Source organism: Paenibacillus psychroresistens (assembly GCF_009728935.1).
In the GTDB taxonomy this organism is placed as follows: Bacteria; Bacillota; Bacilli; order Paenibacillales; family NBRC-103111; genus Paenibacillus_AC; species Paenibacillus_AC psychroresistens.
Genome location: NZ_CP034235.1, coordinates 2,248,179 through 2,270,417 on the forward strand (window position 1 = coordinate 2,248,179; position 22,239 = coordinate 2,270,417).

The 22,239-nt window shown below is 40.9% G+C and carries 16 protein-coding genes; 12 read left to right on the top strand and 4 right to left on the bottom strand.

From position 1 onward, the window contains the following. Positions 1–10: 10 nt before the first annotated feature. The 5 genes from EHS13_RS10025 to EHS13_RS10045 all read left to right on the top strand — a co-directional run bounded on the left by EHS13_RS10025 (position 11) and on the right by EHS13_RS10045 (position 7,676). Complete coding sequence (locus EHS13_RS10025; RefSeq protein WP_155700205.1) at positions 11–1,759, top strand: sensor histidine kinase; 1,749 nt, start codon at positions 11–13, stop codon at positions 1,757–1,759. A 124-nt stretch (positions 1,760–1,883) separates the two neighbouring features. After that, positions 1,884–3,998 carry an MGH1-like glycoside hydrolase domain-containing protein gene (locus EHS13_RS10030; RefSeq protein WP_155700206.1) on the top strand — a complete coding sequence of 705 codons (2,115 nt, stop codon included), beginning with the start codon at positions 1,884–1,886 and terminating at the stop codon, positions 3,996–3,998. Further along, positions 3,995–6,148: an MGH1-like glycoside hydrolase domain-containing protein gene (locus EHS13_RS10035; protein WP_155700207.1), complete on the top strand. Its 2,154-nt coding sequence runs from the start codon at positions 3,995–3,997 to the stop codon at positions 6,146–6,148. The genes EHS13_RS10030 and EHS13_RS10035 overlap by 4 nt, the downstream gene beginning before the upstream one ends. Before the next feature lie 252 nt (positions 6,149–6,400). Then, a complete protein-coding gene (locus EHS13_RS10040) occupies positions 6,401–7,000 on the top strand; it encodes a PfkB family carbohydrate kinase (protein WP_162463047.1) in 600 nt (199 codons plus the stop codon). A 25-nt stretch (positions 7,001–7,025) separates the two neighbouring features. Further along, positions 7,026–7,676, top strand: a complete 651-nt coding sequence (locus tag EHS13_RS10045) for a D-sedoheptulose-7-phosphate isomerase (RefSeq protein ID WP_227013877.1) — start codon at positions 7,026–7,028, stop codon at positions 7,674–7,676. Positions 7,677–7,744: 68 nt separating this feature from the next. On the opposite strand, the gene EHS13_RS10050 is transcribed toward EHS13_RS10045, so the two are convergent. From EHS13_RS10050 to EHS13_RS10065, 4 genes are all read right to left on the bottom strand, one after another. Next, positions 7,745–8,887 (bottom strand): Ger(x)C family spore germination protein, encoded by a 1,143-nt coding sequence (locus EHS13_RS10050; protein WP_155700209.1) that lies wholly within the window; start codon positions 8,885–8,887, stop codon positions 7,745–7,747. Continuing rightward, complete coding sequence (locus EHS13_RS10055; protein ID WP_162463048.1) at positions 8,884–9,969, bottom strand: GerAB/ArcD/ProY family transporter; 1,086 nt, start codon at positions 9,967–9,969, stop codon at positions 8,884–8,886. Before EHS13_RS10055 ends, EHS13_RS10050 begins: the two co-directional genes overlap by 4 nt. Further along, the gene (locus EHS13_RS10060) at positions 9,966–11,471 is read right to left on the bottom strand and encodes a spore germination protein (RefSeq protein WP_155700211.1); all 1,506 of its coding nucleotides are present in this window, start codon (positions 11,469–11,471) and stop codon (positions 9,966–9,968) included. Before EHS13_RS10060 ends, EHS13_RS10055 begins: the two co-directional genes overlap by 4 nt. A 116-nt stretch (positions 11,472–11,587) precedes the next feature. Next, positions 11,588–12,478, bottom strand: coding sequence for an AraC family transcriptional regulator (locus EHS13_RS10065; protein WP_155700212.1), 891 nt, complete (start codon positions 12,476–12,478; stop codon positions 11,588–11,590). 137 nt (positions 12,479–12,615) lie between these two features. On the opposite strand from EHS13_RS10065, the gene EHS13_RS10070 reads away from it, so the two are divergent. From EHS13_RS10070 to EHS13_RS10100, 7 genes are all read left to right on the top strand, one after another. Then, positions 12,616–14,496, top strand: a complete 1,881-nt coding sequence (locus EHS13_RS10070) for an ADP-ribosylglycohydrolase family protein (RefSeq protein ID WP_155700213.1) — start codon at positions 12,616–12,618, stop codon at positions 14,494–14,496. Positions 14,497–14,811: 315 nt separating this feature from the next. After that, positions 14,812–15,948, top strand: coding sequence for a GntR family transcriptional regulator (locus EHS13_RS10075; RefSeq protein ID WP_155700214.1), 1,137 nt, complete (start codon positions 14,812–14,814; stop codon positions 15,946–15,948). A 242-nt stretch (positions 15,949–16,190) separates the two neighbouring features. Continuing rightward, on the top strand, positions 16,191–17,528 hold the full coding sequence (locus EHS13_RS10080) for an ABC transporter substrate-binding protein (protein WP_155700215.1): 1,338 nt from the start codon (positions 16,191–16,193) through the stop codon (positions 17,526–17,528). A gap of 75 nt (positions 17,529–17,603) precedes the next feature. Then, entirely contained in the window at positions 17,604–18,491 is an 888-nt protein-coding gene (locus EHS13_RS10085; protein ID WP_155700216.1) for a carbohydrate ABC transporter permease, read from the top strand. Further along, entirely contained in the window at positions 18,491–19,321 is an 831-nt protein-coding gene (locus tag EHS13_RS10090) for a carbohydrate ABC transporter permease (RefSeq protein WP_155700217.1), read from the top strand. The genes EHS13_RS10085 and EHS13_RS10090 overlap by 1 nt, the downstream gene beginning before the upstream one ends. A 45-nt stretch (positions 19,322–19,366) precedes the next feature. Next, on the top strand, positions 19,367–21,829 hold the full coding sequence (locus tag EHS13_RS10095; RefSeq protein ID WP_162463049.1) for a glycoside hydrolase family 38 N-terminal domain-containing protein: 2,463 nt from the start codon (positions 19,367–19,369) through the stop codon (positions 21,827–21,829). A 27-nt stretch (positions 21,830–21,856) separates the two neighbouring features. Further along, positions 21,857–22,177 (top strand): L-rhamnose mutarotase, encoded by a 321-nt coding sequence (locus tag EHS13_RS10100; RefSeq protein WP_155700219.1) that lies wholly within the window; start codon positions 21,857–21,859, stop codon positions 22,175–22,177. Positions 22,178–22,239: the final 62 nt, after the last annotated feature.

Genomic DNA, 22,239 nt, shown 5'->3' on the forward strand with positions numbered 1-22,239 from the left:
GATGATAATAATGAAGCAAGATACAACAAGAAAATATTTTTTACCTTATGGATTTAAGCTGATGTTTTCCTATTTTTTGTTCGTGCTTATTCCCGTTATTGTTGTAGGCTGGGCAGCCTATGATTCTTCGATTAATTCAATTAGGGAGCAAACCAGGGAGAACCTGCAAGGGACACTGGGACAAATACGCGATAATATTCAGTATAGGTCTGAAGGAGAGAAGCGGATTTCTGACCAAATTTACTTCGATAATAAGATTCAAGGCTTATTGCGCTATTTTGAGAATGGATGGATCGGTTATGAATTAATGAAAGAGTATCTGATGCCGACACTTTCTAATGCCGTACATATGTCTAATATTCCTGTATTGCTTAAAGTATATATTGATAATAAAGTCATTCCTGAAATTTATAATGATCAGAACCCTCAGTTTGACCCTTTGAGATTTGTGGATTATGAGATTTTACATATGGATCGTCTAAAAAATGAAGCTTGGTTTAAGAACCTGAAACTACCAGAAGAAAGCTATCGTGGAACAGAGTTTGTTTGGCAGCAGGTTGAGAATGACGAGGAGTTTCATAATATCTCATTAATTCGCAGACTTATGGATATCAATCAGAAGAAACAAATTGGATTGACTAGGACGATTGTTAGGCTTTCTGATCTAATAGATGCGGTGGATTATCGTAAAATTGGTGAATCCAGCAAGATCTTTCTGTTGGATGGGGAGGGGAGAACAATAAAAGCCTCAGGAAGCAATTCTCCTAAATCATTCGAAAATGAGGTTGGCATAAGCGATCACTTAATGATTAGTGAATCATTACCAGGCTTGAATTGGAAGCTAGTAGCCCTTATCCCCAATTCATTACTTGAGAAAAGCGCCAAAAAAGTCCGCAATTTGACCATTTTGGTCTGTTTGATTAGTTCGTTCATTTTATTCATTATTGGGATGTTGGTATCGAATTACTTCTCCAAACGGGTTCGCAAGATTGTTACTTCACTCAATGCATTTAAAGAAGGCGATTTTCATAAAAGGCTATTTTTTTCTGGAAATGATGAGTTTACGCAAATTGCTGACGCTTTTAATAAGATGGGTGAAAATACGGATGAATTAATCAAAGAGGTTTATTTAGCCAACATCCTGAAGAAAGAAGCCGAGTTGGAATCCTTGCAAGCTCAGATTAATCCTCATTTTTTATACAATACACTTTCCTCAATAAGCAGGCTGGCTAAATTTGGTGAGATCGATAAGCTCCACGAAATGGTAATGGGACTAGCTAAATTTTATCGACTTACTTTAAATGACGGGCGGTTGATTATTTCTGTAAATAAGGAGTTAGAGCAAGTTAAGACATATATAGATATTCAACAAATTAAATATAGAGATAGACTCCATGTGGGATATGAGTTTCAAACGGATGTTTTTGGTTTCGATACGGTAAAGCTGATCTTACAGCCATTTGTTGAGAATGCTCTGGAGCATGCGCTTTTTAGTCATAGCATTAATCTGAGGATTACAGCTTGCTTAGTTGGAGCTGCAATTGAGTTTAAAATTATCGATGACGGGATTGGAATGAACCAACAAACGATTGATCAAATATTTACTCGGGATGGCATCCATGTCGGTTATGGTATACGGAATGTGGATGAAAGGATTAAGCTGCAATATGGTCCCAATTATGGCGTCCAGCTGTTCAGTCGATTGGGGATAGGAACTTGTGTAAGGATTACCATCCCAGCAGTAAAAGAGGCAAAGTGATGCATATGAATTGTAATCTTTGATTATTGCCATTTTTCGTTGCATTTAGCAGTAGTTTTGCAGCTTGCCGAGATATACTATTTAATCTGTGATGATTAACTAGTATACACAAGGAGAGCTGGATATGGAGCAAATCAAAACCTGGAGCACGTGGGACGTCGAATGTTTAAATGCAGTTATGAAGGTTCCAGAAATGATGGAAATTCGAATAGCGCTTTATGATAATAAAAGAAAACAATACATCGATCAGATGCTTTGGAAATATGTGCATCGCTTTGGTGAGCATAGTATCGATGGATCGTATTTTGATATGGAGCTTAAATATGAGGATTTGATTTATCGCATGGAATTTGCGGCAATTGATAATACATTTGTCTACAAAATTACACCTAATCAACTACTGCCTCGCATTAAATTCTTCATTTGTGGCTTATTTCGCTGGCATGCCAAGGGCCAAATTGTTTGTACCGATGAATCTATACTGATGACTGCTGGCGAGCAAAGCTATCAAATTACAGTTGTCGGTGAAATTGATAAAACTACTGTTTTTAATACTTCGCAGCAGGGGATTTTACTAGAATGCGGTACATCCATCTACATTCGCTGCAATCATGACTTGTCAGCCACTGAGATGGATTCGTTTCTTGCGCAGAAAAAGGCAGCTTGGTTATGTGAATCCATTTCTGGAGGAGGGATCCTCGAGGATGCGCCACAAGCCATTATTAAAGGAATGACCTGGAATACGATTTATGAACCAACCAAACAGCGGTTTTGTACACCGGTAACCCGTGAGTGGTGTGTAATGAAGAACATGACTCATTTTGGCGGTTATGTCTTATTTGCGTGGGATACTTTCTTGGGTGGATTATTGGCTGCGCTTCAGAGCAAGGAGCTAGCCTATAGACAGGTATATAGTGTGCTTGAAGAGTTTCAAGCAGATTTTGCTCCGCAATATGGATCACAGGTGTTAACACGATTTGACCGTTCAAATCCTCCTGTCGGTTCTTATTGTATACTAAAAATTTATAAGCAATTTCAGGAGAAAGAACTATTGAATAATGTTTTTGATAAAATGCTGCTATGGAATCGTTGGTGGATTAATAACCGTGATGGAAACGGAGACGGCTTGCTGGAATGGGGCTCCAACCGGCCCTTTGTTGAGAATGCGGGTAAGATTCTCGGAGAAACCTTTGAGGTTGCTGCTAAGATGGAATCAGGTCTAGATAATAGCCCCATGTATGACGATGTGAGCTTTATACCCGAAGGAAAAACACTGAATATAACGGACATTGGATTGAGCTCGCTGTATGCAATGGATTGTTGGGCACTTGCCGAAATAGCCCGAGAAATAGGCAGAGATCAAGAAGCGAAGGAATTATTAGCTGAGTATGCAGCGGTTAAAGCGCGAATTAATGATGAGCTCTGGAATGAAAGCTTGGGCATTTATTGCAACAAGCATTGGGATGGACACTTTAGTGAGGTTTTAACTCCGACTTCTTTCTATCCGTTAATTGCTGGAATTGCCTCTCAAGCACAGGCGGAAAGAATGATCAAGGAGCATTTGTTAAATGAAAATGAATTCTGGGGCGAGCTAGTATTACCCACTGTAATGAAGAGTCATCCGGCTTTTGAAGACAATGATTACTGGCGCGGAAGAATCTGGGGACCCACCAATTTCCTCGTCTCAGAAGGATTAAAAAGATATGGCTACTACGATCTAGCTTATGAAATTGCCCAGAAAAGCTTGAGGCTGTTCTTAGGGGAATGGAAGAAAGACAATCATATTCATGAAAATTACAACGCTTTGACTGGTGATGGAGATGATGTGTTAAACGCAGATCCAGTTTATACCTGGGGAGGGCTGCTGCCTTATCTGGCAGTTGAAGAATTAGTCGAAGCACAGCCATGGGGAGGGCTGCGTTTTGGCAACTTAAGCGAGGAACATGCTTCTCTAGCAGGAATAACATTTGGCAAGGATATCTATAAGGTAGTTAAAGAAACGGGACTGCTCATTATTCGCAATGACAAGCCTTATATTCAGACCGATATTGTTGTTCGCATTACAAGCTTGTACGAAGAGGGAGCTTGCTTAGAATTTCATATGGAATTCCGGCAAAATGGTGTGTTGGAAATTTCATCGGGAGATGCCCAACGGTTCATTATTTATTTAAATGGCAAAAGACATGAATTCCAGCAAGAAAACGGGGAAGTTCTCGTTGTTGCATTGGAGGTTCAATGATGACCGACCTCAGCTTATTGAATTGTTGGAATACTTGGGATGTTAGACATGTGAATGCCGTTATGCGAATGTCTGATCTGGCACAAGTACGTGTCGGGTTCTATGACAATCAGCGAAAGCTATATAAAGATGAATTCTTCGCAACAGAGATTACTAAATATGGAATGCATGATTTATATGGGCGATATTCAGAAATTGAAATAAAGTTTCAAGGAAGTGTTTATAAACTGGAATCTGCCAGTAATGGGGATCAATTTGTCTATAAGGTTTCACCTCAGGGAAGCCCATTAAACTCTCATCTTAAATTCTATATAAGCGGATTGTTTCGTTGGGGTGGGAAAGGAAATTGCAGTATCGCCAAGGAAGGCCATCACCTGATTCTGCAATCCGATAAGCGTAAATATGCGATACAAGTAGTTGGCGAGATTGATGAAAGCACGTTGGTGAATGGATCACATTTAGGCATAACGCTGCATGCAGATAAACCCATTTATATTCAGTGCAATTCAACTATGACTATTCCCGAAATGGAAAGCGTGCTTGCTAAGAATAAGGGGATTTCTCTAAATGATGCAGTTAAAGGACAGAATGCTTTAAACGAAGTTCCGGAAGCCATTATGAAAGGTATGCTCTGGAATACGGTTTATGATCGTGTGAAGGATAGACTTGTAACTCCAGTGGCTAGAACCTGGTGTCTTGGCAAGATGGGGGAATGGGTCATGTTTGGTTCGTATGTATTATTCTGCTGGGATACCTTTCTTAGCAGCTTATTATGCGGCATTCAAGATAAAAAACTAGCCTATCAGCAGATTTACAGTATTCTTCAGGAAGTATCCAGCCGTGGAATGATTCCTAATTTCAGTGGTGAGCTGCGTAATTCCGAAGATCGTTCACAGCCGCCGGTTGGCGCATTTTGTGTGCTGAAATTGTATGAGCAATTTGGCGATATTGTATTATTAGAGCAAACCTTTGAAGCGCTGCTAAAGTGGAACCAGTGGTGGACAGTGAATAGAGACGGGAATCAAGACGGTTTGCTAGAATGGGGCTCCGATCCTTATCCAGATACACCAGAGAATACATTTATTGCAGGAGTCGAGCAAGTGGATGATCTTACGGCAGCCAAATGGGAATCGGGATTGGACAACAGTCCGATGTATGATGAGGTCATCTATAATAAAGCCAGTCATACAATGGAGCTGTCCGATGTCGGGCTAAATTCTCTCTATGCCTTGGATTGTCGGGCATTGTCAAAAATTGCTGAGCTATTAGGTAAACAAACCTTTGCGATTTCACTCGCGGTTGAATATGAGAGAGTGAAAACACTTGTTAACTTTGAACTGTGGAATGAAGAAAAAGGGATTTATATGAATAAAGACTGGAAAGGAGCGTTCAACGAGCGTGTTTCGCCAACCTGCTTCTATCCGATGCTTGCTGGAATTGCCACACCTGAACAAGCGCAGAGAATGATGAATGAACATCTGTTGAATGAAAATAGGTTTTGGGGAGAATTTGTAATCCCGAGTGTACCCAAAGACGATCCAGCTTATCTAGAACAAGATTATTGGCGAGGTTACATCTGGGGACCTATGAACTATCTGGTCTATGAGGGCATTAAAAACTACAAATTTCATGACGCTGCTTTTGCTTTTGCTGAGAAGAGCAATACTATTTTTATGAAAGAGTGGAAGCTCCATAGTCAAATACGTGAGAATTATCATGCCATTACCGGTGAAGGAACCTGCACACATATGCAAACCTGGGGTGGATTGCTAGGATATGTCTATACAGAAGAATTTATAAGTGCTAGTGCATGGGGGGGATACCGTTTTGGCAATCTTTCGGGAGTATTGGGCGGCTTAAACAATTTTCCATTGGGGAGCGATCGCTATACGGTTGATTCGGGAAGTCATCTTATTGTGGATAAAAATGGTGAACCCTACATTCGAGCTAATGTGCCCGTACTCATTACAGATTGGTCTATTAAAAACCGCGTATTACATTGCAGCGTAGAACACAGAATGGCAGGAGAATTGGTTCTTACAATTAATGATGATGCTGATGAGTTTATCATATTTATTATTGGATTAACAGGCACAAGAGAGTTGCGAGAGACGGTAGATAGATTCTCACAAGTCATTGCATTAATATAAATTAGATCTTGATCAATAAGCTTAAATAGAGATGAGGATTAAATATGAGAATCGATGCCCATCAGCATTATTGGCAGCTTAGCCGCGGCGTGGATGGCTTACGACTGATGCAGGCATTCTGCACCAAGAATATTTGCCTAATCAATTAGCCCTAATGCTGCATCAGCACAATATAAATAAATCGATTGTGGTTCAAGCTGCATCAACAATTGCTGAAACGGAGTTTCTTCTTGAGCTATGCCAACAGGAGGTTTGTTTCATAATTTTCAGGAGCTTCATAAAACCATTGCCGTTAAGCTTGCACAAAAGCTGGATGACATGGCATTAATTTGCGATATTATTGCAGTGACAGATCAGTTAACGATTGGCGTGGTTGGCAATATCATTCGTGAGAGGCTTTCCTACTGGGCGGATAAGGGGAAAATAATTGTCGTTGATAGTAGAGATCGAATCGGGTTGTTTCGCAATGTAATTGTCAAACCGAATGAGATTGAAGCCGTTAGGTGGATAGAATCCGAGTATGACGGTGCAGAACGAACAATAGAACAATGGGCCGAGGTGGCTAAGGAGCTGTCTCAAGAGGTAAACGGTACGTGTTGCGTTACCCTAGGTTCGGATGGCGCTCTATGGATCGATTCCGAAACATGCATACTTATCCCAACTCGAGTAGTTGAGCCGCCAATTGATATTGTTGGTGCTGGAGATGGCTTTGCCGCTGCGTTGCTTTGTGCATTAGGGGCAGGAAGCGATGGACCAGAGGCAACAGCATTTGCTCATCTAGCTGCTTCGATTGTAATTAAGAAAATGGGTACCACAGGTACGGCTTCACCACAGGAAATCTTGGCTATTTAATAATTGAACGAAGGGGGAGAATATATTGCTCTCAACAGAAAGCTACCAAATGGTTATGAGTGAGCTTTTAAATAAGTACCCGGACTTATCCGTTTGCAGTGAGGATTTTGAAAAGGTGTTTCGTAAGTTATCTGAGACCTTCCGGACAGGCGGGAAACTGCTCGTCTGCGGAAATGGCGGCAGTGCCTCCGATAGTGAGCATATCGTTGGTGAATTAATGAAAGGCTTCATGACCAGAAGACCACTCTCTGAAGAACAACGAAGTTTATTTCACTCGCTCTTTCCAGAAGATGGAGCCTATCTGGCAGACCATTTACAAGGGGCTTTACCAGCCATTTCCTTAGTCAGTCATTCCGCGCTGATGACTGCATACGCAAACGATGTAGCAGCAGATATGGTCTTTGCCCAACAAGTTTTTGGCTACGCCAAAGCAGGTGACACCTTGCTCGGGATTAGTACATCAGGTAATTCCCATAATGTTATCCGGGCTATGCAAGTGGCAAAAGCAATGGGCGTAACAACGATCGGCTTGACTGGTGAGGGCGGCGGGAGATTGGCAGAAATATGTGATGTAACGATACGCGTTCCATGGAGGAAAACACCTGATATTCAAGAACGACATCTTCCCCTTTATCACACGTTGTGTATACTGCTGGAAAAAGAGTTTTTCTCATGAAGCTGAGTTAGCGTATAAAGTGACTATTAATGAGGAGAGGAGGAGTTTTGGATTAAATATGATCAGACTCAGTTGATTAGGCCTGTACTTATGATATGGACTTGAATGGTTGGCTTCAACTTCACATCCTTGTACTTATTCTCCCAGTCGATGTTTTTCCACAGCTCTGAGTGGTTTACTCTTAGTTTTCTGCCGATTCCGAGAGCATCGCAATTCGCTTCCAGCAAACTGTTTGCGACTCCTGCTGCTTGTTTGTTTAACGAAGCAGATAATTCCTGATTCAGCTGCTCGCGATCGATTTTAGTACCCAGATTGCTTGAGTAACTTCTAAGCTCACCATAAAGATCAACCTTAATGAAGCACTCGATTTTTTGCGTATTTTTATCAACAAACACCTTGAATGATCTCTTTGATTTCCTTGCTTCAAATGTAATCAAATTCGTTTTTATCTCTTTAGATTTGTCCTGTTCAGGGCTTTGACTGATAGGTATATCCATGAATGCATGTCTGTTTAGCTTGTTTTTTAGAAGCATTAATAGGATACTGTCATCACGGGACAAGGTCACTCCGGTAAATTTATCTCCATTAAATAATCCAACACGGTCAATGATTAAAGTTTTATTCCTAACTATCCGAATCATGGGCAGCACCAGATCTGCATCCGGGTCAGAAATTTGACTCCATAAAGAATACAAAGTTTGCTTCGGAACAATCGTCTTGCCCTCTGCTCCAACAACCATTTGCTTAATGTCAAAAGCGACAGGACTCTTTGCTAATTTTTCAATTGATATAACTTCAGAAGCTAATCCTGTACTTATTAGAACATTTGATTTCAGATACCCTTTAGGACTGCGGTAAATAAACTCCAAAGGGGACATAATGCCTCGCTTCGCCAGCTCCTCCCCGATGATCACAACATGGGCCTTGCTTGGTTCAAGGGTGCCTGGAAGCATACTATCAATTTTATTACCAATATTGAAAACGGAATCCCCGGTTGCTTGAATCAATTCATCCTTCACATCGAATTGTCCTCCACCTTTACTCTCCAAATTGATAGCTCTAACTGTTGCAGTGATTTGATTATCTTTAGCAGCATCCAGGCTGATCCCGTTTATCATCTTTTTATTGATTAAATAATGAATGTCCCAACACCCTGATAGGACTACTGAAAGTAATCCAATAATGACTGCAAGAAATATTTTTTTTCTCAAGCTGACCCAACCTTTTCAGTATTTTTTAGCAGGAAGGACACCAACCATAACAATATTGGCAACGCTGCAATCATAATAAAGTATCCATACTCCAATAATTTACTAAAAATATCTATATTTTCTAAGGCGGATAAATACCACGCTAATAAATAGACAAACACCCCACTGATCCATACTAACCTTCGATAAGAGCTTTGGTTTCTACTTAGACTTTTTCCGGCTATGCATAGATAAGAAACGATGGTCAAGGTCATTGGAATAATCCAAATTGTCAAAAATAGCAGATCCAAACGATCAAACAATTGATAAGTTAACCCTTTGAGAATAAACAAAACGGGTTCATTCACTTGTTCTAACGCCTTGGGACTAAATCCGACCAGGCAAATAAATACAAAATAAGTATAAAATAGTGTAACAAAGCAATTAGCTAAGGAGATTACACGAAACAAACCTTTGGGATTGTTTTGAACTTGGGCGAAGAAATAGAAGATCACCTCAAAACCGAGCATGGAAAAAAAGGTTCTTTGACTTCCTTTGAAAATTTGCATAGCACCTGATTGACCTACCGGCAAAATGTTAGAAAAGTGCATTTCATTAGTAAAGTTTAAAAAACTGATCAGGATCAAAAAACCGAATAGTAATGAAGCTAATACAAAAAATCTTGCAATTACACGCAAATTTTCAATAGCCAAATAGACAACAATCCCTATGATGAGCAGAAGTAGAACCCAACTTGGCGTATTGGGGAGCATCCATGTATGAATCAAGTGGACATAGAGTGTACTCGCATAACCCGCTATGAGAATATAAAAAACATAATAAATGAGGTTTAAAGCTTTACCTATATATGATCCAAATATTCGGACCGTAATTTCACTTAAGGTGTGATTTGGAAATTTTTTAAGCAACTGCCAGTAAACGAAAAGCAAAAGCTGAATAACGACCCCAGCCAGGAGTACCGAGATCCAGGCATCCCTTTTAGCAATCCTATGAATTTCCGAAGGCAAGGATAAAAGGCCTATTCCAATCTGCGTTTTGATTATCAAAAAAAACAATTGGGATCTGGTTATCGTATTATTCAAGAGCGCTTCCACCTCCTGAGAAATGACTGTATATGGAAACCGGGTTTCTTAGTCTTCGAGTCTTTAGAGGTCTTCCAAATAGGAAGTCTAAAAAAAATATCAATTTGACCTTTTTTACCATTAAAAGGGCCAAAAGGCGCGAAATAAGGTACACCTAGTGTCTCAATCTTGCATAAATGAATGCAGATGGCCATCATAATGATGGAGATTCCGAATAAGCCAAACAAAGAAGCAGCTAGCATCGAAGGAAATCCTAAAATCCTCAAGCTTGTTCCGAACTCACTTAACGGACTTACGAAAGATGCAATCGCCGTCAATCCAATAACGACAATCATAGTATGAGAAACCAGATGGGCTTCCACTACAGCGGTGCCTATGACTAATCCCCCAACAATACCAATCGTTTGAGCTATGGGTGAAGGTAACCGAATTGCAGCCTCTTTCAGCAATTCAAGAATGATAAGCATGACAATCGCTTCTAAGATAGGTGGTAATGGAACATATGTTAAAGAAACCGTAACGGAATAAAGAATGCCTACAGGAAGTACTTCGGAGTGGTATGATACGATAGCAATATAGATCGCTGGCAAACTAATGGCAAGCATAAAGCTAATATAACGGATAATCCGATAAAATGATCCCGTAATCCATCTACCGTTGTAATCATCCGGGGATTGAAAAAATGAGAAAAAAGTGATCGGAAGGACCAAAACACAAGGGCTGCCGTCAACAATGATAACGATTTTTCCTTCCATTAAATAAGAAACTGCCCGATCCGGCCTTTCGGTCTGAATCGTTTGCGGAAAAGGAGATAACGGGTGCTCTTCGATCATCTCTTCAATGTTGCCAACGGAATACAAATAATCAAGATCGATAGCTGATAATCTTTTCTCGCATTCTTCAATTATATTGGTATCGGCTATGTTGTCCATATGCATCATAGCTACTTTCGTTTTCGTGACACTACCTAGTGTAAAGTATTTCACCTTCAATTTGGGACTTTTGATTCGATTGCGGATTAAATTGAGATTAACGCTTAAGCTTTCTATGAAGCCGTCATGTGAGCCCTTAATGATTTGTTCTTCTTTGGGTTCTTGGATAGAACGGTTATACAATTCTGCGACTGGCATCATGATCGCGGCTGAATCATTTTCTAGTACACTTATGCAAAATCCATTGAGTAAAGATGTTCCTATTTGAAGAATATCGGATGATTTCTTGACTTCGATTGAGTTCAGGATCTGTTCAATGTCACTTGAGTTTGATTCCAGCAAAGGCTTTAAAACACTGGATTGAATTAAATCTGTTTTTACAAGGGCTTCTAAATATAATAACGCGCACGATTGATTGTTAACTACGAGCTTTTGAATCATTAAGTCTTCAGTATAGGATAAATAGGCTTGAATCTGCGCAATTTTCAGATCGATAGCTCCAGGGTTCAACTCAACTGCATGGCTTTCTGCTTCCGTTGGTGGTTGTTTTTTAATTTTTAAGTGGTTCATGCAATCATCACCCCGCCCTTAATAAATCATTACCTATTATTAACAAGAACCCCCGTAATTATTTTTCATAATTACGGGGGGCGTTTATTTATGGTGAATGACAAGGATGATACAGGCTAGGTTTTTAAACGATAATGAGTAGGTGGTACCCCTTCGTACTTTTTAAAGATTCGTGTAAAGTAAAACGCATCCTGATAGCCTACTTCCAAAGCAATCTCAGTTATGGTTCGATGGGTGTTATCAAATAAATATTTGGCCCGCTGAATGCGTAGTTGATGCATGTAGGCTGTAATACTCATACTCGAATGCTTCTTGAAAACCTGGCAAATATATTCATAGGTTTTACCTAAACTGGTTTCCATTCTATCTCTTGACAGCTCATGGCTATAATATTCTTCTATATAGTTCACGGTTTTTCGGTAGGTTAAATAAGACGCAGGAACGGAAGAGTCCATGTGGTTCTGGGCTAATAAGCTTTCAGCTAACAGCTCAGTGATTTGCATTAAATTAATATTTGCCCGATATCGGCTGTATCCTCTGGGATTGGCCATTTCGTCATGCAGTTTTTCTGCAAATCCCAATAACGCATATAAAAAAACAGGTGTCGATTTTCTGGGCAGCAGTAAATAATCAATCAATGCATCATTTCCTGTACGAAGATCTTTATCCGTAAAGCGGCTCCATTGCAAAGCTTGAGCCGGGAACATTGTTTCCTCAACCAGGCGCAGCATAGGATCCGCTGCAAATTGAATCCAGTAGAAGCCCGCTGTGTCTCTAATTTCTTTCCATCCGGAATGAAATTCCCAAGGTGCTAATAGATAGCATTCTCCAGATTGTAGAGTAAGCTTTTCTTGTTCTACTTGGAGATAAATCGGACCTTCCGTGACAATAATTAATTCAAAGTAAGGATTTGCATGGGAAACATGAAGAAACTCAGCGTTTCCTTTATGAACGTTTACCCATTTGACATCAATATGCGTTAAGCGGGACATTGAGAAATAACTCATTGGAAGCTCCTAAACACAATTAAGATTTTGGATTGTAAAATGATAATCACGTGCATGTTATCTCGCTGAAACTGTTGATATATTTGAATCGATTCAAAATGATTATATCAAATTTTATGGGAAGTTGGGATCAGTAAATGGGAAGAATGAAATTAAATGCAGCGGAATATTACAGAAAAGTATACGGTGGCTGGCTTGGCAAGAATATAGGCGGTACATTAGGTGCACCTGTAGAGGGAAAGATGGAATTGCTAGATTTAAAGTTTTATCCTATTCTGCCAGATGGGCCATTGGAAAATGACGATCTGGATTTACAGCTGGTTTGGCTGCACGCTCTAGAACAATATGGAGCAAGGCTAACTGCTAAGGAGCTGGGACAGGAATGGTTAGAGCATGTATTCTTTCCGTTTGATGAGTACGGCTATGCGTTAACTAATTTAAGAAGAGGCTTGCAGGCTCCTATATCTGGTTGGTTTAATAACCCCTTCAATAACTGTATGGGCTCACCGATTCGCTCCGAAATTTGGGCAATGGTAGCTCCAGGTGCTCCACATGTTGCCGCATATTATGCTTATGAAGATGCCATTGTTGATCATGCCGCAGGTGAAGGTGTGTACGGTGAAGTTTTCTTCGCTGCCATTGAGAGTGCTGCCTTTGTAATTAGCGATCGCGACCAATTAATTCAAATTGGCTTAGCCTTTATCCCTAAGGAATGCCGTACAGCCATTGCTTTGCAGGATTTACTTAAATGGCATCAAGCTGACAAAACATGGTTGGAAGCGCGTGAGTTAATCTTATTGCACCACGGTCATCCTAATTTTACCGATGCTCCGCAGAATATTGCCTTTACTATTCTTGGTTGGTTGTATGGAAATGATTTTGAAGATTCGATATTAAAGGCAGTAAACTGCGGCTACGATACAGATTGCACGGCTGCAACTTTGGCTGCTATTCTTGGGATTATTGGCGGACCGGAAAGCTTGCCAGAGCGTTGGGTAAAGCCAGTAGGGGATCGAGTAGTAGTAAGTCCGCCTATTAAGGGTTTTCCTGCACCGCAGGATTTGGATGAGCTTACAAGAAGAACAATGCGAATGGGCAGAGAGGTTTTGGCGGTTTGGGATACCCCAATTGACATAGTTGAAGATCAACCCTCTTACTTTGGTGACTTAATTCAATGGGTTGATGAAATTCAAGCAGATGGAAAAGCAGATTTAGATCGCAATGTACGCAGGGATCGCTTCTTACTCCCCCAAGGAACCTTTGATAATAGCGGACTTGAGCTGCTGATTGATTATGGTGTTGATGGACCTGTAATTGGAAGTGGTGCGAATAAACAAGTTAAATTTATCTTAACTAATCATTCCAAAGAATTATGGGAAGGTAAGCTGAAGTTAACTTTACCTAACGGATGGACTGAAATAGACGAAAGGGATTTTACACTTGAATGTGAAGCAAGCTTGGAATGGAATGTTGAAGTGCAAACAAATGAAACAACTTCAGCTTCCAACGAATTATCTTTGCATATTGCTCGGTACCATGATGATCAGATATGGCATAAGGAGACCGTACATTTCATATTAGTAACAGCTGCACGCTGGTCATTGCGAGGTCCTGACCAAGAATCAGCAGTGGAAATAGATCTTCCTGGGAATGCGATTAATTTTAGCGAGCTGCTAAATACACAGCAGGTTGGAACTTATTACGCGTCATCCAATCTATTCAATCCAAGTACACGAACGGTTTTGTTAATTGCGGCAACCGCTGCACCGGTAAAGCTCAGCTTAAACGGTAAATTATTATTTGAAGATGAGCATCAAACGGAATTCATGCCAGCCTATCATCGAGCAGTAAGCAGTAAATCTGTAGAATTCGTTCTAGAAGAGGGAACTCATAAGCTGGAGATTGAAGCCATTAAGCAGACAAGTGAAAAGCTTGAAGTTTATATTCTAGCTATAGCAGCATCTAAAACCAAAACCCCAGGATCCTTCTATAGCTACACGGATATCTTGTTTACTTAGTATTTTTTACTTCGTCAATTGCACCTCATTATATATTTAAGATTAAGATTGAAACAAAGTCCTTGAAATATACAAGGAAAGGGCAGATCGAATGCAATCATTCGTCTGTCCTGAACTTAATGAGGATCAACATGGAAATAGACCTGTTCATTTTTCCGCCAGCAAGAGAAGTTAGGTAATACATACAAGTTAAATTTCTTTAAACAAATCTTTGTTATGAACTATGAAGTTTATGGAATCAAAATAGATCTCCAGATTTAAAAGGTATCTTGAAAATATAAACGAACTAAAGTATACTAAAGCAGAGGTGGAGATATGGAACAAGATCATAAGATATATATGTACCAACAAATTGTGAATGATTATAAACAAAAGATACTTAGTGGTGAGCTCAAGCCACACGATTCTATACCAAATCAGTCCGATCTGGCTCGATTGTATAATACCAGTGAAATGACATCCCGCAGGGCACTGAGTGAATTGGTGCTTGAAGATTTAATCTATCGAATCCGCAGTAAAGGTACTTTTGTCAAAGATCAAAAGTCAGGCATTGAGCGCAGCAGCAAAATAATTAAGCCTTTACCGCAGCTTAAACGGATTTATTTTGCCCATCCAGGGGTCAAAATGCGCATGTTCACTTTAGACTTCTATCGCAATTTGCTATCAGGCATTCAAGCCATATGCGAAGAAAATGATGTGGAATTTCGTATTCTCGATCTGGGCCCGAAATTTGAACTGCCAGATGAGGAAGATGCAGGTTATGTGCTGATTACAGACGTTCCTACGGCAAGAATGGACTATGTGGAAGCATTGCAGCAGTGGAAAAAGGAAGAACGCAAGATGGTTACCGTTCAGTTTAGCTATCCTCATCTGCAAATTCCATATGTAATTGAAGATAACCTAACAGGGGGTTATCTGGCTACACAGCATCTCTTATCACTCGGACATCGGCGCATTGGGATAATTCTCACTGGAACCTCGCAGCTCCATTTAAATCATGAGTTTTCTTTACGGCTCCAAGGATACAAGCTGGCTTTGTCCTTATATCATATCGACTTTGATCCTGAATTAGTTAGTGTAGTGGATAAAATGTACGAAGATGAAAGCATGGGTGCAGAAGGCTTTGAAGCCCTGATGTCATTGTCGGAGCCACCAACGGCGATATTCGCAGTAGGCGATTACAAGGCTTTAGGTGTCATTAATGCAGCCCGTGAAAGATCGTTAAGCATACCCAATGATTTAAGTGTAATCGGATATGATAATGAAATGTTTGGCGAGCACATTGATCCTGGACTTACAACGATTGACCATAACACATACCTGTTTGGTACAAGGGCAGCAGAGATGCTGCTGTTTAACTGGAAGCCATATAATGCAGCAGAAACAGTTGTTGACACTGTCGTTCCTAAGCTGATTATTCGTGACAGTACCAAGGAATATACCCAAGATTAATTAGATAAGACACCCAGACATACACAATCATTAAAACGTTTGTTTGTCTTAGGATAAATAAACGTTTTTTTTGTTTATATGTTTTAGTAAAGAATACTAAAGTACATATAATTAATTTGTTTACATTTAAAATAAAGTATAGTATTCTAAAAACATCAAATAACATTCTTTATCCAGAATGTTTGATGCAAACATTTATAAGTGGGGAATTGTCGTAAACTATCCTAGAGAGGAAGATTTAAATGAAAATGAAAAAAGCAACATTATTGACAGCTTCAGTTCTACTTGCTATGAGTATGTTGACTGCTTGCGGAACCAAAAAGGCTGAAACTGAGAGCGCTTCCTCATTAGCGCCAGCTGCAACTGCAGTAGCAACAGCAGCACCGGAAGCGACGGCTGCTCCAGGAAGCGACCCGTTCACATTAAGCGTTTATTATTGGACAGAAACAGAATCTAAGCCTTACATCGAAGCAGCTGAGAAGAAATTCAAAGAAAAATATCCAAATGCAAAATTAGAGTATAAAGTAGTGCCAGGCGCTAAATTGACAGAAATCCTGAATACCGATCTTGCAGCTGGTCAAGGCGCAGATGTGCTTTTTAATCAAAGTCCTACCGTACTTGCTAAAGGCGGCTACATAGCTGATTTATCTGATCAGCCCTATGCACCTAACATGCTTACTACATTAACAGATGCGAATTCATTTGAAGGCAAGCTATATGGAGCTGGTTTGAATACAGCAACGTTCGGCGTGCTCTACAACAAGAAGATTTTCGCTGATCTTGGCCTTGCAGCTCCAAAAACATGGGACGAGTTCCTAGCCGTTTGCGAAGCAATCAAAGCTAAGGGAATCACGCCAATCACTGGCGGCTTTAAAGACAACTGGACAGCATGGGCACTTACATTGCCGATCATTGAAAACTCCACTTACGGAACTCATCCTAATTTCGAGAAGGATCTTTACGACGGCGTAGCAAAAGTGAATTCACCTGAAGTGAATAACGCTTTCGGGAAAATTGAGCAATTGGCGCAAAAAGGTTACTTTAACGCAAACGCATTATCGATCAATTATGATCAAGAGCAACAAATGTTTGCGGATGGAAAAGCAGCGATGGTCGTATTCGGACCTTGGTTCTTGGCTGATGTAGGCAAAAAGACTCCACAAGTAGATGTTGGCTTCTTCCCATTATTCGATGAGAATGGCAAATCCACATTGATCTCGGGTGTTGATGTATCTTTATCCGTCAATGCTAAGTCCAAGCACATTCAAGAAGCTAAAGACTATGTAGCTATTCTAATGGATAAAGACATTTTGCCTGTTTACTTGAAAGACAAAAACTCGCTTCCAGGTATTAAAGGTGTAACCGCTGACTATACATTCCCTGGTATGCAGGATATTGTTACTGCACTTTCCACATTGCCAACAGCTCCACAATTCCAGCTTAAATTGCCTCCATCTGTATTGAATAAGTTGATTGACACAGTTATTAAAACCATTGCCGATAAGAAATTTGATCCTAAAGATCTGGATCAAGCAGACAAGCTATACGAGAAAGATAAATCAACGGTTTCCTTTAAATAATTAGAATACGAAATGTTCCAAGTACCGGCTGCCCTTAGTGGCAGCCGATACCATTTCCAAATGGGGTGAAATGCAGTGAAACGTTTGAAACCGTCTCAAAAGAATTTACTGGGGTATCTAATGTTCGTTCTCCCAGCCATGCTAATCTTCTTGGTATTTGTTTATTATCCGCTTTTTAGAACGGTCGGTTATTCACTTACGGAATGGGATGGAATGAGTAAACCCATCTATATTGGTTTGAAGAATTTCCATTACCTGATTGAAGACGAATCGTTTATCCAATCCGCTAAAAACAATATTTTCTTCGCCCTCATCACAATGATTATCGGAAATCCGCTTTTTTTGCTTTTGGCACTAGCCTTGAATCTCCCGTTAAAAACCCGTGGTTTTCTAAGGACAATGTACTATTTGCCGCAGCTCATGAGTCTAATGGTCATTTCGGTCATTTGGGGTTTGATTCTGCAATATGACGGTGTATTCAATACACTGCTGCATACGATGGGCATTGATGGACTCATTCATGATTGGCTGGGCAGCCGAAAGATAGCTTTAAATACAATTATTTTTATGAATGAGTGGCAGACAGCTGGATTCGGGGCCGTTATCTACCTGGCAGGCTTGCAATCTATTCCGGAAGACCTTTATGAAGCAGCCAAAATCGATGGAGCTTCCGCTTGGCGTAGACTCTGGCATATTACTTTGCCTTTGCTAATGCCTTCCTTCGGAATAATCAATTTCCTGCTCCTTGTAGGTGGAATGCGTTACTTTGATATTCCTTATGTCATGACGAATGGTGGGCCTGGTGATGCTACCTCAACCATGGCGCTTAAAGTCTATAAATTCGCTTTCGTTGACCGTCAGATGGGTTATGCGACGGCAGCTTCAGTTGCCTTTATGGTAGTTATTATTGCGCTGACATCCATCCTTCTATATTTCTCCAGAAAAAGAGAGGTGGAGTACTAATGGCTGTAGGTACGAAAAAATGGAGACTTTGGCTGATTGAGCTGATTGTAATGTTCTTTGGCTTACTGGTGTTTTTTCCCTTTGTCCTGCTTATTGTGACGAGCTTCAAAACAGACCGCAAGGTGTTTGATTTTCTGAATGTTCCTGATTTTACGTACTTCGACAATTTTGCTAAAGTGCTGAAACAGGCTTCTTTCTTCCAATCGCTAGGCAACACAGTTTATATAACCGGCATAAGCATCCTGTTATTAATTGCCGTATCGTCCATGGCGGGTTATGCAATTTCACGTGGTGGAGGCAAGCTGTTTGGCATTATGCTGATGGTGTTGCTGAGCGGCATGATCATCCCTGTACAGGTTAGCATGGTACCTCTATTTAAGATGGGGATAGCACTTGGTTTATCTAATACAAGAACGATGCTCGTTCTGTTATATACAGCAATCAATATTCCTTTTGCCGCTTTCATTTATGTTGGGTTTACGAAGACGATACCACGGGAGCTTGAAGAAGCAGGAAAAATCGATGGCTGCAATCGGTTTAACATGTTCTGGCGCATCATATTCCCACTATTGCTGCCTGCAACAGGAACGGTTGTTGTAACAACAATATTCCCGATCTGGAATGACTTCCAGTACCCACTTATTTTTCTACGGGGGGATACCAAACAGACCTTGATTTCATTGATTTTTAGCTTCAGAGGGCAATATTCAACAGAGTGGGGGCCGGTATTCGCCTTGTGTTTGTTGTCGACACTTCCGCTCGTAGCTTTGTTCCTGCTTGTACAAAAACAATTCTTTAAGCAAGTGACTGGCGGTGCCCTGAAGGGGTAACCCATTGTTAAACTGTGACTGAAAATGAAGGGAGATTTCACTACGATGCGAGATTTACAACAGAAATGGAAAATTGCCGTTATTCATCATTCACATACAGATATCGGTTACACGGAACGCCAAGAAAAAATTGAACGGTACCATGTCGATTTTATACGTCAAGCAGTTGAGATTTGCGAGAATGCGTTTCATGGAATTAAACCCGAATGGCAAGGATTTCGCTGGGTATGTGAGAATTTCTGGCCGGTAGAGAGGTTTTTAGCTAAGTCAGACTCATTGTTGATCGAAAAGTTCGAAGCAGCTGTTCGTAGAGGCGACATCGAGCTGACAGCTAATTACTTGAATATGACCGATCTGATAGACATTCCAGTGTTAAGCAAGAATATAGCCAAGTCCTTTGCATACGCAGAAAAATTGGGAGTGAAGATTCGCTCTGCGATGATTGCTGATATCAACGGGATGAGCTGGGGATATGCGCAAGCGCTTGTTGATGCTGGTGTCGAGCATTTATTCTCCTGTTTGCATCCGCAGCATGGCATGTTTCCCCTAGGTCAGAAACAAATTCCATTCTGGTGGGAAACGCCTAATGGCCAAAAGCTGCTAGTCTGGAACGGTGACCTCTATCATATTGGCAACAATCTCGGACTTGTTCCAGGTGCACTGGACTCTTATATGCTGCAAGATGAATATCATATTTCGGCTAGCATGGATAATCATTTTGAAGTTGCTGAAACACGGATTTTTAGGTACCTTGCACAGCTGGAAGCGGACAAACATCCTTATGATTTTGTGCCCATGATGGTATCCGGCTTGATTACGGACAACGCTCCGCCTAATGGTGATATAGTTAGCTTTATTCGCGAATGGAATGAGAGATTCGGAGCTCAGGTCGAGCTTGAGATGATGACGTTGGGTCAATTCTTCGACATTGTTCAAGTGCAGCCGCAAGAAATTCCCGTCTACCAGGGAGATTGGCCTGATTGGTGGTCAGACGGTGTTGGCTCAACTGCTGCGGCAACCAAGATTTTTCGCGAAGCACAGCGGCAGCTAGCACAAGTACGCCGGCTTGATCCGATGGAAGCCTATACCAATGCTGAGCAGATGGCAGAGGCGGAATATCAGCTAACCCTATATGCTGAACATACGTGGGGTTACTCATCTTCGGTTAAGGAGCCATGGAATGCGCTTGTCCAGACATTAGGCTCAAGAAAAGAGCTGAGCGCAACCCGCGCGCATCAAATAATATATGAGACATTAGACGAGGTGCTTGCAGCAAGAGGTGAAGCACAGCTTGCAGTCAACATTCCTTTTCTATATGCAATTATTAACCCGCAAGACCATCCCACTGAGGATTTATATAAGCTTCACATCGATTATTGGGAGCAGACCAAATTTGCAGGTGCGTTTGAGGTCGTGGAGGCTAAGTGCGGAGAAGTGCTGGCGCATCAGGTTCAAACAGTTGCCCGCGGCACATTGATCTGTGTCGTCGCAAAGCTTCAGGCTAAGGAAGAAAAGAAGCTGTATATCCGGTTTATTGAAACAGCTTCCGATAAAACGATTTCCTCCCGAAGACTTCGCGGCACGGATGGCGTAGAGGATATTGCTACTGTTTTCGAACAAAGTGCACAAGACAATAACCTGAGAATTCAATTCGATGGAACTTCGATTGAAACACCTAATGTGAGGATATCTTGGGAAACAGGTAAGGGAATTACAGAATGGATACCAACAGATACGGGAGTTAACTTGATCAAAGCTGGTGTTCTGGCTGGTGCTTTTACGCCGGTATATGAAGTTACGCCCGTGCCTATTAAAGAAAAAATGGTTGAGTCACGTGTAAACATGGGCAGAAACCGCAAAGGCTCGCATGTCAAACGTTCAGTTGGTATTCTGTCCGGTGTACGGGAAGTCATGAATGGACCTTTGTTAGCAACCTATGAATTCGATTATGAAGTGCCGGGCATTAGCTATTATTCCATGCTTTTAACTTTATTTACAGGTTTGTCCAGAGCAGACGTTCAGGTTCGCATGCACAAAGATAGTGTATGGCAGCCGGAAAATGTTTATATTGGCTTGCCGTTTCAAACGGGTCAAGACGAGAATAAGGAGCTATGGCTGGAGAAAACAGGAGCACTTGTCCGCGCCTGGAAAGATCAATTGCCCGGTACCAATACAGATTATTCCTGTATTCAAGAAGGCGTTGCCTGCACTTCTGATACTTATGGAATTGCTATAGCTACACCAGATACCCCGTTAATGCAGCTAGGAACTTTAGCGTATAAAAAGCGGCAGCTTGCAGGAGATAAACACCTTGATTTTAACTCGCTTAACATGTATTCTTGGGTGCTTAACAATTATTGGGAAACCAACTTTAAAGCGACTGTCGGCGGTTTTTATGAATTCGATTATCACATTGGCTGGGGCTCTGAGTTTACCAATCCTCAAGCTGCATTAGCTTGGTGCCATGATATCAATGCTGGATCAATCGGAATACGTCTTAGTAAATAATGGTTTATCATTTTAGGAGGAATACATATGGCTCGCTCTTCATTTGTACTGCGGATATCTCCTGCTGATTATGAGACTTACGTGGATAGACATCGTCATGTCTATCCCGATTTGCTTGCAGCCTTCGGCGAAGCAGGGATCACCTCATACAGCATTTATTATTACGAAGGCTTGCTGTTTGCTTATATGGAAGCAGAGGATTTTGCCTATGTTTCAAAAGTGTTGTCCAGTCACCCGGCTAGTCACAGATGGGCGGCTTTTATGTCAGATATATTGTTATGCTGGGAGAATGGCAACGATTCTGTTCAAATTGAGGAGGTGTTTCATTACGCGCATCAGGACCAATAGAGAGAGAGTTTTTGGTTAGAATTGGAGAAGGGGCCATGTTAATAAAATAAAGAGGTGGATCT